At 48.6% G+C, this 14,853-nt stretch carries 14 protein-coding genes; 9 read left to right on the plus strand and 5 right to left on the minus strand.

Annotation, left to right across the window (positions count from 1 at the left end):
- Positions 1-13 precede the first annotated feature (13 nt).
- The 5 genes from H6F76_RS07460 to H6F76_RS07480 all read right to left on the minus strand — a co-directional run bounded on the left by H6F76_RS07460 (position 14) and on the right by H6F76_RS07480 (position 6,883).
- The gene (locus tag H6F76_RS07460) at positions 14-901 is read right to left on the minus strand and encodes a GAF domain-containing sensor histidine kinase (RefSeq protein WP_190507154.1); all 888 of its coding nucleotides are present in this window, start codon (positions 899-901) and stop codon (positions 14-16) included.
- A 337-nt stretch (positions 902-1,238) separates the two neighbouring features.
- Positions 1,239-1,655 carry a hypothetical protein gene (locus H6F76_RS07465; RefSeq protein ID WP_190448461.1) on the minus strand — a complete coding sequence of 139 codons (417 nt, stop codon included), beginning with the start codon at positions 1,653-1,655 and terminating at the stop codon, positions 1,239-1,241.
- A 283-nt stretch (positions 1,656-1,938) separates the two neighbouring features.
- Positions 1,939-2,316: a response regulator gene (locus H6F76_RS07470; protein ID WP_190448460.1), complete on the minus strand. Its 378-nt coding sequence runs from the start codon at positions 2,314-2,316 to the stop codon at positions 1,939-1,941.
- Between the two features lie 7 nt (positions 2,317-2,323).
- Complete coding sequence (locus H6F76_RS07475) at positions 2,324-5,329, minus strand: PAS domain S-box protein (protein ID WP_190507156.1); 3,006 nt, start codon at positions 5,327-5,329, stop codon at positions 2,324-2,326.
- 6 nt (positions 5,330-5,335) lie between these two features.
- Positions 5,336-6,883 carry a response regulator gene (locus H6F76_RS07480; protein WP_190507158.1) on the minus strand — a complete coding sequence of 516 codons (1,548 nt, stop codon included), beginning with the start codon at positions 6,881-6,883 and terminating at the stop codon, positions 5,336-5,338.
- Positions 6,884-7,317: 434 nt separating this feature from the next.
- Between H6F76_RS07480 and H6F76_RS07485 the strand changes: the two genes are divergently transcribed.
- The 9 genes from H6F76_RS07485 to H6F76_RS07520 all read left to right on the plus strand — a co-directional run bounded on the left by H6F76_RS07485 (position 7,318) and on the right by H6F76_RS07520 (position 14,719).
- Positions 7,318-7,470 carry a hypothetical protein gene (locus H6F76_RS07485; RefSeq protein WP_190507160.1) on the plus strand — a complete coding sequence of 51 codons (153 nt, stop codon included), beginning with the start codon at positions 7,318-7,320 and terminating at the stop codon, positions 7,468-7,470.
- Between the two features lie 161 nt (positions 7,471-7,631).
- Positions 7,632-7,796 carry a hypothetical protein gene (locus H6F76_RS30330; protein ID WP_347240112.1) on the plus strand — a complete coding sequence of 55 codons (165 nt, stop codon included), beginning with the start codon at positions 7,632-7,634 and terminating at the stop codon, positions 7,794-7,796.
- Positions 7,797-7,950: 154 nt separating this feature from the next.
- Positions 7,951-8,910, plus strand: coding sequence for a phosphate/phosphite/phosphonate ABC transporter substrate-binding protein (gene phnD / locus H6F76_RS07495; RefSeq protein WP_190448455.1), 960 nt, complete (start codon positions 7,951-7,953; stop codon positions 8,908-8,910).
- Positions 8,907-9,857: a HAMP domain-containing protein gene (locus H6F76_RS29655; protein WP_199321981.1), complete on the plus strand. Its 951-nt coding sequence runs from the start codon at positions 8,907-8,909 to the stop codon at positions 9,855-9,857. Before phnD ends, H6F76_RS29655 begins: the two co-directional genes overlap by 4 nt.
- Positions 9,776-11,161 carry an ATP-binding protein gene (locus tag H6F76_RS29660; protein WP_347275990.1) on the plus strand — a complete coding sequence of 462 codons (1,386 nt, stop codon included), beginning with the start codon at positions 9,776-9,778 and terminating at the stop codon, positions 11,159-11,161. The genes H6F76_RS29655 and H6F76_RS29660 overlap by 82 nt, the downstream gene beginning before the upstream one ends.
- Positions 11,162-11,163: 2 nt before the next feature.
- Positions 11,164-12,462, plus strand: coding sequence for a response regulator (locus H6F76_RS07505; protein ID WP_190448453.1), 1,299 nt, complete (start codon positions 11,164-11,166; stop codon positions 12,460-12,462).
- Positions 12,463-13,400: 938 nt separating this feature from the next.
- Positions 13,401-13,553 (plus strand): hypothetical protein, encoded by a 153-nt coding sequence (locus H6F76_RS07510; RefSeq protein ID WP_190448452.1) that lies wholly within the window; start codon positions 13,401-13,403, stop codon positions 13,551-13,553.
- Positions 13,554-13,580: 27 nt separating this feature from the next.
- Positions 13,581-13,724 (plus strand): hypothetical protein, encoded by a 144-nt coding sequence (locus H6F76_RS07515; RefSeq protein ID WP_190448451.1) that lies wholly within the window; start codon positions 13,581-13,583, stop codon positions 13,722-13,724.
- The gene (locus H6F76_RS07520) at positions 13,721-14,719 is read left to right on the plus strand and encodes a reverse transcriptase domain-containing protein (RefSeq protein WP_190507162.1); all 999 of its coding nucleotides are present in this window, start codon (positions 13,721-13,723) and stop codon (positions 14,717-14,719) included. The genes H6F76_RS07515 and H6F76_RS07520 overlap by 4 nt, the downstream gene beginning before the upstream one ends.
- The last annotated feature ends 134 nt before the right edge of the window (positions 14,720-14,853 follow it).

A 14,853-nucleotide genomic window follows, 5' to 3' on the forward strand; every position in this document is an offset into this window, starting at 1 on the left:
TCGATTACCTAACTTACTCAACTAAACCGCCGTAATTTTTGTCTTCATCCCACGTCATAAAAAATATTTTTAGTATTCCTTCTCTGCTTGCTATGACGGCAACTGCAACGATGCCTCTTTTTTTACGTAGTAAAGTGTTCAATCCGCGCACTCGTTGGAGACTTGCTGCATCAGATTTCAGTGTTGGAAGATTAGGGATAATTTGAAGGTCTAGAGTGAGCTCTCGTTGCTGCAGCTGCTCTTTAAACGGTTGAATCAAGTCTATAAGGCAATGGTTGAGATTAATTTTATCCACCAAATTTAAGGGATGTGTATCAGACTCTAGACGTTGTAAATCAAGCAGATCATTAATCAAAGTAATCTCTCGTTCACAATCGGTTTGCAAAACTTTGAGATAAGTGAGAGTTTTGGAGCAAGCAGAGTTTTGTTCAGAGATGCGACCGCACTGAGCTCTACCTGCACTTAACTGATGCCCTAACATATGAATCGCTAACCGCATGTTAGACAGAGGCGATCGCAAATCATGCGTTACTCGGTTCAAGAAGTCATCTTTCACGTCATGCAGGTGCTTTAACGCTTCTACTTGCTTCTGAGCTGCTTGATAAAGGCGTGATTGATGAATAGCGATCGCACACTGCTTTGTGACTTGTTGCACTAAATAAATTTCGGCATCCGTTAATGTGCTTGGAGTTCCTCGATTCACCCATAGAGATCCTAGCTGCTCATTGCTATAGGCAAGCGGGCAAGTTAGTCGGGTGATGTTTCCTAGCGATGAGTTAGCGTTGAAACAGAACTGAAAAGCTTTTCTTTCAAGTTGTTGGTCAGTTTCTAAGTTTTGGTCTAATGAGGCGTAGCAATCCGCTTTCAGTTCTAACGCCAACTCTCGCACAGCAGTTTTCAAAATATGCACTTCATCTAGGGAGTCTCGGACTGTATCGACAATACGGCGTAGAGTCAGTTCAAGTTCGAAGGCTCGTTGAAGTGTTGCAATCTGCTCTTGCATCTGTTCAGCTAAAGTAATGTTTGCTTTTGGATGAGAGCGAAATGCTTGCTGTGACTGAGCTTTGTGAGAAGATTCTGACATAGTGGCTAGCATTGTGACGTCCATTAAGCTGTGAAGAGTCATGGAGGAAATAATTTAAATCAACTAAAGATTTGGCTATTAATTAGGAATTTGAGCGCAAGAAGCTGTCAGTTGGTCATGCCAACTTTTAACTCAGATGTCTCAGCTCATCTGTTTAACTGATGAGGAGAATTTCTTCGAGTAACAGACGATCACCGCTCGAAACTGCTTCTAGCAAGGCTGCCTTGATTGACTCACTTGCTTCCAGTTCTCCATCCGCTGTAAAGTTAAAATCTTGAATGAGTATCAGTCCTTGATTTTGTAATCGTTCAGTGGCAATTTGTTGTGCTACAGCCATCAAATTGAGTTCTGGTTCGAGATGCTGGCGGTACTGCAAAACCCATTGAGCTGTCTCTGGCTCTTGCTCGGCTAATTGGTAGATTGATTGTAGTAAGGCTTCTTTGATATAACTGGGGCTAGGCAAAGCAGTCAGGAATTTTTTGAGCGATCCGATCGCTCCCAGATTTCGGTTTTTAAATACCTCCACAGCCACTCTTTGAAAGGCATCATAATTTGAGGGTCTTCGAGCCACATCTAGCACTCCTTTATGAGGACGAGATGTTGGGTGAACAAAACAATCAGTTTTAGTACAGCAGGTACAGTCAGGTACTAAAACCTGCTGGGATTGGTCAGGGTCTAGCGGGATTGCTTGGCAAGCAGAAGGTTTAGACACAGGACGGTTGTAACACTGACGAATGAATACACCGACCCAATTGACCGCTCGATTTGAATGTGATCTGGCGGGTTTTCAAGTCGATGCTTTGAAGTTAAAGCAAAAGTGTGAAAATTTTGTGATAGTGCGATCGAACTCGTACTTAATCTTGCCAGTTCAAGATTGCTCGAATTTGGGCGATTAGGGCCGGGACTTTAAAGGGTTTAGTGATAATGCCTGCAATGCCTAGCTCTAGCAAGGGCTGGTGTTCTGTAGTGCTTGCCTTAGCGGTTAGCATAATCACTGGGAGTGATCGCGTGATCGGATTTTCCTGCAAGCGCTGAAATGTGGCCGGTCCATCCAAAACGGGCATCATGACGTCGAGCAGAATGGCGTCGAGTTGTTCTGTCTGGGCGAGACTCAGTCCCTCAGCGCCAGAAGCCGCTGTGAGCACCTCCCATCCAGCTGCCGCTTCCAGGCTGAACTGAGTAATTCTCCGTGCTCCGTCTTCGTCGTCGATCAGCAGAATCCGTTTGGGCATGGCTTTCTCAAGCTTCTGTTGTCAAGGGTAACGTAAAGTGCAAACGGCTTCCTTGCTCCAAAACACTCTCTGCCCATATCGCTCCACCATGTTGTTGCACAATACTGCGGCAAATGGCTAATCCTAAACCCGTCCCTCCTTTTTTGCGGGAGTCAGAAGCATCCACTTGCTGGAAGCGCTCAAAGATATTTTCCAGCTTATTAGCAGGAATACCGCGTCCCTGGTCACGCACAGTAAGGAGGACATGGTGTTCTCTATCAATCTCGGCAGTTAACCAAATGGTGCTGTGGTTGGGTGAGAATTTGACCGCATTGCTTAACAGGTTGGTCAGGACTTGGAGAATGCGATCACCATCAATCTCTAGAGTGACAGACAACGGCTCAACTAATAAAGTAATACCTGTCTGATTTGCAGTCAGTTGCATGAAGTCTACAGCGCGGGTCATCAATTGAGCTAGATCCCAGGGTTGACACTCTAAACGGATTTTGCCTGATTCCAAGCGTTCTAGGTCAAGAATATCGTTGACCAGACGGGTGAGCCGATCGGCTTCTGTTGCAGCGATTCCAATCGTTTCCTGTCCCCGATCTGATTCCGGTTGAATTAACCCTGTGGATAGTAATTCTAAAGCACCACTGATCGATGTCAAGGGCGTTCGTAGTTCGTGGCTGACAATCGAAATAAACTCAGCCTTCATTTGCTCAAGTCTGTGGCGCTCAGTAATGTCTTCACCAATGCTGATTGTGCTAATGGGCTTTCCTTCAGCATTCCGCAGTAGAGTATTACTCCAAGCAATCATCCGCTCCTCACCAAGCTTAGTTACGATCGAGTTTTGGTAGTAGGGATGAAATTCTTTTTCTAGCACTTCCTGGAAGCAAACTTGAGCAGAAGGTTTTTGACCAGGCATCAAGAAGTGATCAAACCAGTAGTGCCCTAAGACTTCCTCCTCTGTATAACCAGTTAACTGTAAAAAGAAGGGATTGACGTATTCAACAGTACCATTGTGGTCTAGACCCACAACGACGAGTTGTACATTGTCGAGTAAGGAACGCCATCGTCGATCGGCTTCTACCAAAATTGCTTCGGCTCGTTTGCGATCACTAATATCTCGACAAATGCATAGTTGTAAAACCTCCTCTCCTGATTTCACTTCGCTGACAGTAATTTCTACTTCATTCAACGCTCCATCCTTACGGCGATGCAGCGTTTCAAATGAAGTATCAACAAGTTCAGCAGTTTGAACAATTTGAATCAGTTCTTCCTTTGTCCATTGAGCGTCCCAATCGGCCACATGAAGAGCGAGGGTTTCTTCTAAGCTGTAGCCAAGCATACGAGCAAAACTCTCGCTTGCGTCTATCACATATCCCTGCTGATTGAGGACAACAATACCGTCAAAGGAAGCCTTAAACAAGGCTTTACTTTGTACTAGTTCTTTTGTCAGTGCATTTTCTGCCTGTTTGCGAGCGCTGATTTCAGTAACAATGACCCCCACTCCAACTGTTTGAGCATCACTATCGCTGCTTAAAATCGGGAAGTAAGAGGCTAACCAATACCGCGTCACTCCAGGGTGACTGGGTAATTCAGTCGTCATTTCTAGATCAATAATTGGCTGTCCTGTCGTTAGAACTTGCTCATGAAGGGGGGTAACAGTGGCAGCCAATTCTGGCAGTAATTCTGTTGTTGTCCTGCCCAGATGATCGGCTACAGAATGTCCATTAATGGCGGCAAGCGCTTCGTTGATCTGCACAAAGCGCAGCTTTTGATCGTGAATGCATAATCCAATTTTGGCTGAAGATGCAGCACTAAAAAAGTTATTCAAGAGCTGGCTGGTCTGTTGCAGTGCAGTGGTGCGATCGGCGACTCGCTGCTCCAGCTCTAATTTAGCTTGAAGCAGAATCGTTTCAGCGGTGCGACGCTCGGTGATGTTATTAAAGGTGCCGATCCATTCCCGAATGCTGCCATCTAGGTTATACACAGGTACTGCTTTCACTGCCAGCCAATAACACTCACCCGCTTGAGACAGCACACGATACTCAATCGCGTAGGGATCACCTGTGGCAAGACAATGGCTGTAGACTTGGAGCATGTGATCGCGATCGTCTGGATGAATTGCTTTTAGATAGTCCCACTCAGAGGTTTCATCGAGTGCTTGCCCAGTCAGATTAGTCCAAAGCGATGCGGTTCTAAGCACATTGCCTTGGGCATCGGTAAGCCAGACACTATCCGTCGTTGCCTCTACAAGAGAGCGATAGCGTTCCTCGCTCAGACGCAGTGCCTCTTCTGCTTGTTTGCGATCGTCAATATTCATCAACGTTCCAGTCACGCGGATGGGCTGACCCATTCCGTCATAAAAGGTTTGCCCTCTCCCCTCGACCCAATGAATACTGCCATCTGCCCAGATGATGCGATATTCGTGCTGGTAAATACTCTGCCCTTCGATGGCGGTTTGAACGGCTCGGTTCAATCCTTCGCGATCGTCTGGGTGTAACCGAGCATCAAAGGTTTCATACCGACCATCAAACGTACCGGGAGCCAACCCCAACAATTGCTCATGTTGTGGAGTCCAAACAATCTTTCCTGTTACCAGATCCCAGTTCCATATCCCTATATGAGCCGCTTGCATCGCTAGCTCTAGTTGTTCTTCGCTTTCTTTCAGGCGATGATCACTCAATTGTTGAATTTGGTGTTGGGCATTCCTGAGGGCTGAAATGAGATAATTAATCAGAGATGCCACAAGCGCAGACAAAACCAAGCGCAGGAAATTACCTGGATCTGCGATAGCGAATAAGTGAATAGGCGGTAGGAAGAAGTAGCAGATAGACAGGATGGAGAGAAACGTTGCGATTAATCCTGGTCTTGCGCCACCAACCCAAGCTGTTATGGCTACTGCTGCATAGAATAAGGCAAACGACATTGATGTCAGGAGTGGATAGAGCAGCTGCGTCAGAATCGTTGCTGTGAAAACGGATAACACTGCAACAGCGTAAGGATTGATCCGGCGCACTTTGTTCAACATGACGGCTTACTGCTCCAAGCCCCGTAACTTCTTCACTACCATTGCGTGTTCTAAGCGACGAATTACCCTCGCGACTAATTCTGCAGTTCGAATCGGTTTACTGACATAATCATCTGCCCCCGCCATAAATACCCGTTGTATCGTTTCATCCTCGTTGTTAGCAGAAATCATCAGAATGGGTAAATCATCCCACCGTGAGTCGTTGCGAATCGCTTGGCATAAATCGATGCCGTTAACCTCTGACATTTCGATATCTAACAGCAGCAGGTCGGGCTTCACCTCTTCCAAGGTGCCCCAAAACTGCTGGGCTCTACTGAGCAAGACAATCTGAAAGCCCCAAGGTTGTAACATCGCTTGCACAATATTAAGGAGTTGAGCATCATCATCCACCAGCAGTAATTGCGATCGCTGCAGTAAGACAAAGCTTGGGGATGAGGCATTAGAACTAACCAGTCTAGCCGTTGGCTTTGATGCTGTTTGAGGCAAAGGTTGTTCGATGGACTGGCGCAACCTTGATACTAATGCAGCTAACTGCGCTTGCTGTAACGGCCCCAAGGGGTCAGTCTTCAGAAGTTGCTCAAGCTGGCGTGACAATTCAGACGCATCATCTAAGTTGAATAATCCTAACGAGCCCTTGAGCGTATGGGCTTCCCGCTGTGCTTGCTGTCGAAGCGTCTCTGACAACGTTTGAGTTTGTAAAGCAGCAATCGCCTGTTCGATGATCGAGAGACGATCGCAGTACTGTGATCGATATTCTTCCCAAAAGGTGTTGATGGGTGAAGGGTGCGGTTGTGGAAGGGCGGGCTGCTCGGATGAAACGACCTCACCCTTCTCAACTTCTGTTGCGTCCCTCACCCCCCCTGATTCTTTTAATCGATACCCCAACCCGTAGACTGTCTCCAACCAGTCCTCAACGCCAACTTCCTTGAGTCGCTTGCGTAACCCTTTGATTTGGGCTCGAACTGCATTCTCAGTCGGTGTGTTTTCTAGCGCCCAAAGCTGCTCGACTAGAGTTCCATGGCTAAAAATACGTTGAGGATGCCGTAGAAAAAGCTCTAGCAGGCTATATTCCTTAGAACTGAGATGAAACGGCTGACTGTTATAACTCGCTTGACAAGCACTCGGATCTAATTGTAACTGTCCCCATTGCAGAAGGGGCGATCGCTCAACACTGCCGCGCCGCAGCAACGCCCGAACCCGTGCTAACAGTTCGTCCAAAGCAAAAGGCTTCACAATGTAGTCATCGGCTCCAGCATCCAACCCCGCAACTCGATGACTGCTAACATCCTCAGCAGTCATCAGAAGGATAGGTGTGCTGTGATTCAGTAACTGTGAGCGGCGATCGCCCTCATGGCGTAATCGCTGGCAGAAGTGAATGCCGTTTAACTTAGGCAGCATCAGGTCTAACAAGATCAGGTCATATGCAAACGCTTCTGCCAAATCCCAGCCTTCTTGTCCATCTGCTGCGACCTCAACCAAATAGTGTTGAGCCGTTAGAGACTGCCTGAGTAGTTCGGCGATCGCGGCATCGTCTTCAATCAGCAAAACTTTCATAGGCACTTTCGCTCGTCAGGAAGCTGCAAAAGCTCATACTTAGCATAGTCATACCTAGAAAAATGGTGATGTGAATCAGCAGAAAGTGTGGTCTCGTTGTCAAATAAGTAGCGTCAGCCTGCAAGGCTAACACCTGTCAGTGTTCTAGGCTTTTGGACTACTTCTAAGCTGTGCTGTTTTACCACAGCTGATCCCAGGTCATCACAAGCCAGAACGCTGGACTGAAGGTATACTGACCCCTTACGCCACATTTTCTGCTCACTCACAGCTGCTATATAAAGGCAAAAAAGAGCCCGATGGCTTAGTTTTAGCAACGAATGCTATTGGTGAATTTATGACAACCGCTCTTAGTTGCAGTGACCGCAGCCAGAGAGGGGCTTGCGGCTCTTATAGAGTCTCCCGAGCCATATGACGTCCTTCTGACTGACATTGGAATGCCCGATGAAGATGGACTGACGCTGATCCGTCAAGTGCGCTCACTGGCAGCCGCAGGAGGACAAATTCCAGCCGCGACCATTACTAGCCTACGTGACCGAGCGCGAGCAGCAAGGGGCGCTCACGGCTGGGTTCCAACGGCATCTGGCTAAACTGATCAACTTGACACTGTTGATCGGGGTAGTGGCTGACCTGGCTGGACGCGCTAGGGCTGAGTCAGTGGAGCATCAAGATTAGTTACTGCATGGGTGTACTAAAAGCGCCGCTTACGTAGACTCATGACCTTGACGCGAATCCCGAAATTTGCTTACAAGTGGAAGCCGTGCACAATCCATTGCATTGGCGCAGCGTCATGGTCAATGGTCAAGTCGAGCGCCTCACCGATCCACAAGCGCTCGACGAGACGAGACAATTATTTCTTCATACCTGGAACCTCTGTGCTAGCGTTGCCTGCTCCACAAAACTCAATCAGCTTTAACAAGAGGACAACGGGATTGCAGGACTTGCAGAGTATTAAACAATGTTTCGCCAACAGTGTTGGATGAGACCTCAAATCTCTTGCTGGGAACATTAAGCGGGAGCCAAGGTTTAGTTTCAATGCAGCTTTCTTCCCATTCCAAAGGAGCAATCTCATGCAACAGCTTTTTGGTAGGCGGCTTGATCGCCCTTGCAAACAATTTTTGAGTTTCATCCTCCTCTTTTCCCTCAGCTCGATCGCCGTTAGTTGCACAGCCACTTCTCCAAACACCAATTCTCAAGCCAGCCCTGCCTCTTCTCCTCAAGCGGCTGTTACTGAGACGTTGAATGTTGCCGTCATTCCCTGGCAAAGCCCCGCAGAACAAGAGAAAAAATTACAGCCGCTGGCAGATTATCTTCAGCAGACCATGAAGCGCCCAGTCAAGTTTCAAATTGCGAAGGACTATGCCACAGCCGTAAATCTGTTGGTTGAAGAAAAAGTGGAAATGGCTTACTTAGCAGCCCTTACCTACGTCAAAGCTCACGATCGCAATGCCAAGATTGCCCCACTCGTCTTACCCATTGACGCAACATCCGGTCGCCCCTGGTACACCAGCGTGATCGTTGCTGATGCTAGTAAAGACATTCAGTCACTCACAGATTTGAAAGGGAAACGCTTTGCTTTTGTGAGTCCCTCATCGACATCTGGGTTTCTGATGCCTTTGAACGCGTTCCAGGCGAAGGGGATTGACCCAACGCGAGACTTTTCTCGCATTCGCTACGCTGGCAGCCACGATAAGACTCAAACGGCATTGGCGAATGGAGAAGTCGATGCGATTGCCGATGATAAATCTTCTTTTAGACGAGTACAAGCTGAGGGCAAACTCCCGGCTGCGAATTACAAAATCATCTGGGAATCTGATCCTATTCCCACCGGACCCGTTGTGATTAATACCAGCAAATTTGCGCCTCAAGAAATCGCTCAACTCCAGCAGGCTCTGATCGATGCTCCGGTGGGTGTGGTGGATGTTAGCGGTTCTAAATCAGCAGGCTATACCCTGGCAAAAGACGCTGATTTTGAACCCGTTCGGCAGATTCATAAGCGGTTGAAATCGATTACCATTGCCGAACGATGAAGATTCTCACCCGTTTTATTGGCTCCACTGCAATCGCCATCGGGTTAGTGATCGCTGTCATGGGAGGCAGTACGCATCTAATCCAGCAAACTGAAAAAGCGGTGGAACAGAGCCGCGATCGCACTCACCAAGCTGTTCGCAAAACTCAAGACCTGCGGCTTTCTCTGGAAGAACAAACCTCAACCCTAAAAAACTATCTCTTGCTCAATCGGAGCCGTGCTGATTTGGCTGTCTACGAGCAAGCTCAGGCTGAGTTTTTAGCGGGACTGAAGACCCTGGAAACCCTCATGCCAGAGTCCACGCAAACCGATATTGTGCGTCGCCGCCACCAGTTTTTGGTGCGGTTAGTGGATGAGTTGGCAAGCCAGACTACATCTTCTCCGCAGCAGTCTCAGCAAGATGTCAAAGCCATCAATTCCTTTCAAAACGACATCAAGCTGTTTCTCAATGCCCTAGCAGACGAAGTCCTCCAGCAAGATGCCGCCACCCAACAGACAGCAGAGCAGTTCAAACAAACCGCGACCCTGGCGACCTATGGGTTAATTGGGGTGGTGCTGCTGATTTTTATCGCTCAGTTTGCCCTGACCCTTTTGCCGGTGATTCGCTCCATTGAAGCCCTGCAACTGGGGGCTGCCAAACTGGGGGAAGGCGACTGGAACTACCGCCTTAACGTTCACACAGGCGATGAGATTGAGCAACTGGCACAGGAATTTAACCAGATGGCAAGCCAACTGGCACAGTCCTATGCTTCGTTGGAGCAAGAGCGCAACGTTGCTGATGCGGCAAACCAAGCAAAGAGCGAATTTTTGGCAAATATGAGCCATGAACTTCGCACCCCCTCAACGGCATTCTGGGTTATGCCCAGATTCTCAGTCGCTCCCAAAGTTGGGGCGAAAAAGAACGCAAGGGGATTGACATTATTTACCAGTGCGGTTCGCACTTATTAACCCTGATCAATGACATTTTGGAGATAGCCAAAATTGAAGCCCGTCGGTTGGAGTTAGCTCCGCATACGGTTCATTTGCCCGCGCTGTTACAGGGCGTTGCCGAGATTGTGAGTCTTCGCGCCGAGCAAAAAGGCATTGACTTTGTGTATCTGCCGGATGCCGGACTACCACAGGGCGTTGAAGTCGATGAGAAACGCTTACGACAGGTGTTGCTGAATTTGTTGGGTAATGCCGTCAAATTTACTGATCAGGGTAAGGTCTCCTTTAGGGTCGAACGGCTTGATCAAGAGACCGCTATGGAGCCGAGACACTTGACTGAGGCATCGACAGCTAGGCTCCGCTTTCACATTAGTGATACCGGGATTGGTATGAGTCCAGAGGCGTTAGAAAAAATCTTTCAGCCGTTTGAACAGGTCAGTAACCAAAAACGGAATGCCGAAGGCACTGGCTTAGGTTTAGCCATTAGTCAGACGATTGCCCAATTGATGGGTAGTCGCATTCAGGTACAGAGTCAGCTTGGCGAAGGCAGCACCTTTTTCTGTGATGTTGCACTGCCGATCGCAGCAGAATGGCAACAGGCGACCAACAACGCCACTGGCGATCAACTCGTCGGCTATCAAGGTGAACGCAAAGCCATCCTGATCGCAGATGACAAATGGGAAAACCGATCAGTGATTGTCAGCTTGTTAGAACCTCTTGGCTTCACTGTGATTGAAGCAGAGGATGGTCAAGATGGACTGACGAAGTCGATGCAAATGAAGCCAGATTTGATCATCACTGATATCATGATGCCGATTATGGATGGCTACCAGTTTCTCCAGCAGATTCGGCAGTCTGAGATGCTCAAACCGCTTCCAGTCATTGTTTCTTCTGCCTCGGTTTCTAGTATGGATCAGCAACAGAGCTTGGATGCAGGAGGGAATGATTTTCTCACCAAACCTGTAGAAGCAGATGACTTGTTTCAGATGCTCCGCAAACATTTGCAATTGACCTGGATTTACCAATCGACTGCCTCAGGTGATGCACCGATGCCATCGCCAAGTCTTGAACCACAGCATAGCCTCACTGCAACCATACCGCTAGTCATGCCGCCAGCCGCAGATCTGAAACAATTGCTTCAGTTAGCCCAACAGGGACGGTTGAAAAAACTAACCGAGGTTGCAAAGGGCTTGGAATACCAAAATCCACAGTATACGCCGCTGACAACGCAACTGCTTGAACTGAGCAAGGGCTTTCAAGTTGCCAAATTAGAAGCGTTGCTTCAGCAATGGCTCGATGACGTTACCTGCCCTACAAGAGGTTAATTATGAAAGAGAAAGATAACCCGCTAATCTTAGTAGTCGATGACACTTTAGCCAATTTGCAGGTGGTAGCAGAAGTATTGAGTGATGCTGGGTTTGAGGTGGCGATCGCCACTGATGGAGAACGCGCTATCAAACAAGCAACTATCAGCCAACCCGACTTAATTTTGCTAGATGTCATGATGCCCGGAATAGATGGTTTTGAAACCTGTCGCCGTCTCAAGGCTGCTCCCGCCACCTGCGGTATGCCGGTGATTTTTATGACTGCCCTCTCCGACACTACGGATAAAGTCAGAGGCTTTAACCTGGGTGCGGTGGATTACGTCACCAAACCCTTTCAAGAAGCTGAGTTGCTTGCCCGTGTGACCACTCAATTAAAATTGCGCTACCTACATCAAACCTTGGAGCAACAGGTTGAACAACGCACTACCGAACTCCAAACAGCACTGCAACAAGTGCAGCAGTCTCAGGTGCAGTTAGTGCAATCAGAAAAGATGGCAGTGCTGGGGCAATTGGTTGCCGGGGTTGCTCACGAAATCAACAATCCTGTTAATTTTATTCATGGCAATCTTACGCATGTGCAGGACTATACCGACAATTTATTGGCTTTTGTGCAGCTATCTCAGCAGCACAGCGGCAATGCTGCGATCGAGCTTCAGGATACGGTTGCCGACCTTGATTTAGAATTTATTCGGCAAGATTTACCCAAAACGCTTGCATCCATGAAGATCGGCACTCACCGCATCTGTGAAATTGTGCGATCGCTCCGCAATTTCTCCCGACTGGATGAAGCAGACTGCAAAACCGTCGACATCCATGAAGGCATCAATAGTACGCTACTGATTCTGCAACATCGCCTCAAAAGCACACCTGGACATCCAGAAATTCAGATCATTCGAGAATATGGTCAATTGCCTCTGGTCGAATGCTATGCCGGATCGCTGAACCAGGTGTTTATGAACATTCTGGCAAATGCCATTGATGCCTTAGAAGAACTGAGCGCGAAACGAACGTATCAAGAGAACCAGAGCCAGCCGAGTCAAATTACGATTCGGACAACTGCGATCGATCACCAATGGGTGCAGGTAGCGATCACGGATAATGGTTCTGGCATTCCTCAAGAGATTCAACAACGCATTTTCGATCCCTTCTTCACGACAAAGCCCGTCGGTAAAGGGACTGGAATGGGGATGTCCATTAGCCATCAAATCATTACCGAGAAACATGGCGGCAAATTAACCTGTTGCTCTACCCTTGGAGAGGGAGCCGAATTTGTGATTCAGATTCCTGTACAGGGGGTTTGAGGTCGAGTAGAGAGGCTCCTTCGATGTTTTAGGCATGGTTTGTTTTCTCTGTTGCTCTCGCCTTTCGGTATCGAGAGTGCCACATGATTCAGCCATACAGCGTTGAGGACTCCCCCTTACAGAAGCCCGCCTGCGGATTTCCCGCACGAGCCTCTTCATTCGGTCATTTACCAGACGGCATGAAGTGCTATCAGGCGACTTGGCTTTGGGAGAGGGTACCTTGTTAGGTAGCTTTTGAAAGTCTCCCAGGTGAAGCTGCGTCGCTGACTATGGCGATTCAGCCATTTGAACAGCTGCCGATGGACGGCTCATTCAAACCTGTGTAGCGCCTGAGTGTGGGGTCTGGCAACGATTCATGTAAAAGTGAGCCATTTGCTTGAGACCCCTATGCTGAAAGGGTTTCAAGCAAATCAGTTGATGAGTTTTTTTTTATGGCACTCAAACCACTACTTAGACCGACTGGACAGCTTTTGGACTAAATGACACGCAAAAAGAAGCTTTTTCATAGGTTTTAAGCTATTTAAGTCGAGCGTAACCCCCATTCTTGCGTTGGTCTTCTGCGCATCCGGCAACTAACCACCAAGAAAGTGAGCATTAGTAGAAGTTATCGAATTGACTTCATTTGGATGGAATGGCTCGCTTTTACACGAATCGTTGCGTGCGACTTGTTCCCGCTCAAATCGAGTCCTAAAGGGCTAGAGCTAAAGCGGGGTCAGGGTTCTGAACCTTGATAACTTATCTTTCGTGTGGTGCGTCCAGGTTGGACAATTCCAACTCCCCTAGTGCTGGGGTAACAGCGTAGCCCTCAAGTGTGCGACTGACTCTCAATCGCTTGAAGCAGGGCTAAAAGGCGGTCACTCAGAACCCGACTGAGAACTCCGTCGAGCAGAGCTAACCAAGGCTAACGAAAGTGAACCCATGTCTGAACCATCGTTATCGTGAACAAGCCTACGCGGGTTTATGGGCTTGCCCAAAAGGGAAAGGCTAACTGGCAGGCAGTTGCGACGCTTGACCTGCAAGCACTCAGCAAGAAACCCGGTGGAGAGTGGGAGCCTACAGTCAGCGCAAAACGGAAGATAGGAACAAAGTAACCTCCCCGACCGCTCTCTGAACGGTCGATGTCAGAGCAGGTAGTCAGCCGCATGGGTTGGGGAGACGGGATTGTCTCAGAAGCCAACGCCTTTGGGAAAGCCAAAGGATATGCAGACGGAGACCCAACAATTGGGAAGGTAGAGTTGCCAGTCGCAATGCACACGTCATGAGCGAGTTAACGACTACGTATGAATGGAAGTCCATCCCCTGGCGCAAGTTAGAGCGGAAAGTCTTTAAGTTGCAAAAGCAAATCTACCGAGCCACTGGTCGTGGTCAACGGGCAAAAGTTCGCAGGCTTCAGCGACTCCTGATTCACTCTTGGGCAGCGAGAGTGCTGGCCGTTCGACGAGTGACGCAAGACAATGCGGGCAGGAAGACAGCAGGCATCGACGGCTTAAAGTCGCTTCCACCGAATCAACGGCTGTCCCTCGCTCAACGTCTCAAGTCTGGTTGGGGCAAAGCCTCTCCCATGCGTCGGGTCTGGATTCCTAAACCGGGTAACACCGAAGAACTCAGACCATTGAACATTCCAACTTTAGAGGATAGGGCAAGACAAACCCTGTTCAAGTTAGCGTTGGAACCACAATGGGAAGCCAAGTTCGAGCCACACTCGTTTGGCTTTCGTCCAGGGCGCTCCTGTCACGATGCAATCATGGCGATCTACCTCCAGGTTTGTCATCAACCGAAATGGGTTTTAGATGCCGATCTGGCAAAGTGTTTCGACACGATTGCGCGACAACCCTTGTTGAAGAAGCTGAACGCCAGCCCGTTTGTCACTCGACAAATCCGAGCCTGGTTGCGGGCAGGGGTAATGGACAACTTCCAATACAGTGAAACGCCGCAAGGTGTACCACAGGGCGGAAGTTTGTCACCCTTATTGGCGAATGTGGCGTTGCATGGCATGGAAACCTACATTGCCCGCTATTGCAAAGGGGCAAGGGTGATCCGCTATGCCGATGATCTGTTGCTCATCCATCCGGAACGACAGGTCATTGAACACGCCCAACAGCTATTGGGCAAGTGGTTAGAGAAGATGGGACTGGCGTTCAAGCCAAGTAAGACCCGCATCTGTCATACCCTGAATCCAGTGGATGGACAGGTGGGGGTTGACTTTCTAGGTTTCTCCATTCGGCAATACCGAGTGAGCAAATATAAATCTCGTTGATGGAGTCAAGCAATTGCTTCTGTCTCAACGGCTGAAACTGGTCAGTAGATTACAGCTAGCCCATCGAGTCCAACCTGTCCGGCAGGTTTTCATTCCCAAGCCCGGCAGCCAGGAGAAGCGTAGGTTGGGCATTC

It is taken from the genome of Leptolyngbya sp. FACHB-321 (genome assembly GCF_014695975.1).
Classification (GTDB): Bacteria; Cyanobacteriota; Cyanobacteriia; order Leptolyngbyales; family Leptolyngbyaceae; genus Stenomitos.

Bases quoted from the DNA above. Each gene is read 5' to 3' on its own strand.
- H6F76_RS29655 (WP_199321981.1), top strand. From the start codon at position 8,907: ATGAAGATTCTCACCCGTTTTATTGGCTCCACTGCAATCGCCATCGGG.
- H6F76_RS07480 (WP_190507158.1), bottom strand. From the start codon at position 6,883: ATGAAAGTTTTGCTGATTGAAGACGATGCCGCGATCGCCGAACTACTC.
- H6F76_RS07515 (WP_190448451.1), top strand. From the start codon at position 13,581: ATGTCAGAGCAGGTAGTCAGCCGCATGGGTTGGGGAGACGGGATTGTC.
- phnD (WP_190448455.1), top strand. From the start codon at position 7,951: ATGCAACAGCTTTTTGGTAGGCGGCTTGATCGCCCTTGCAAACAATTT.
- H6F76_RS07485 (WP_190507160.1), top strand. From the start codon at position 7,318: ATGCCCGATGAAGATGGACTGACGCTGATCCGTCAAGTGCGCTCACTG.
- H6F76_RS07520 (WP_190507162.1), top strand. From the start codon at position 13,721: ATGAGCGAGTTAACGACTACGTATGAATGGAAGTCCATCCCCTGGCGC.
- H6F76_RS07475 (WP_190507156.1), bottom strand. From the start codon at position 5,329: ATGTTGAACAAAGTGCGCCGGATCAATCCTTACGCTGTTGCAGTGTTA.
- H6F76_RS07505 (WP_190448453.1), top strand. From the start codon at position 11,164: ATGAAAGAGAAAGATAACCCGCTAATCTTAGTAGTCGATGACACTTTA.
- H6F76_RS07470 (WP_190448460.1), bottom strand. From the start codon at position 2,316: ATGCCCAAACGGATTCTGCTGATCGACGACGAAGACGGAGCACGGAGA.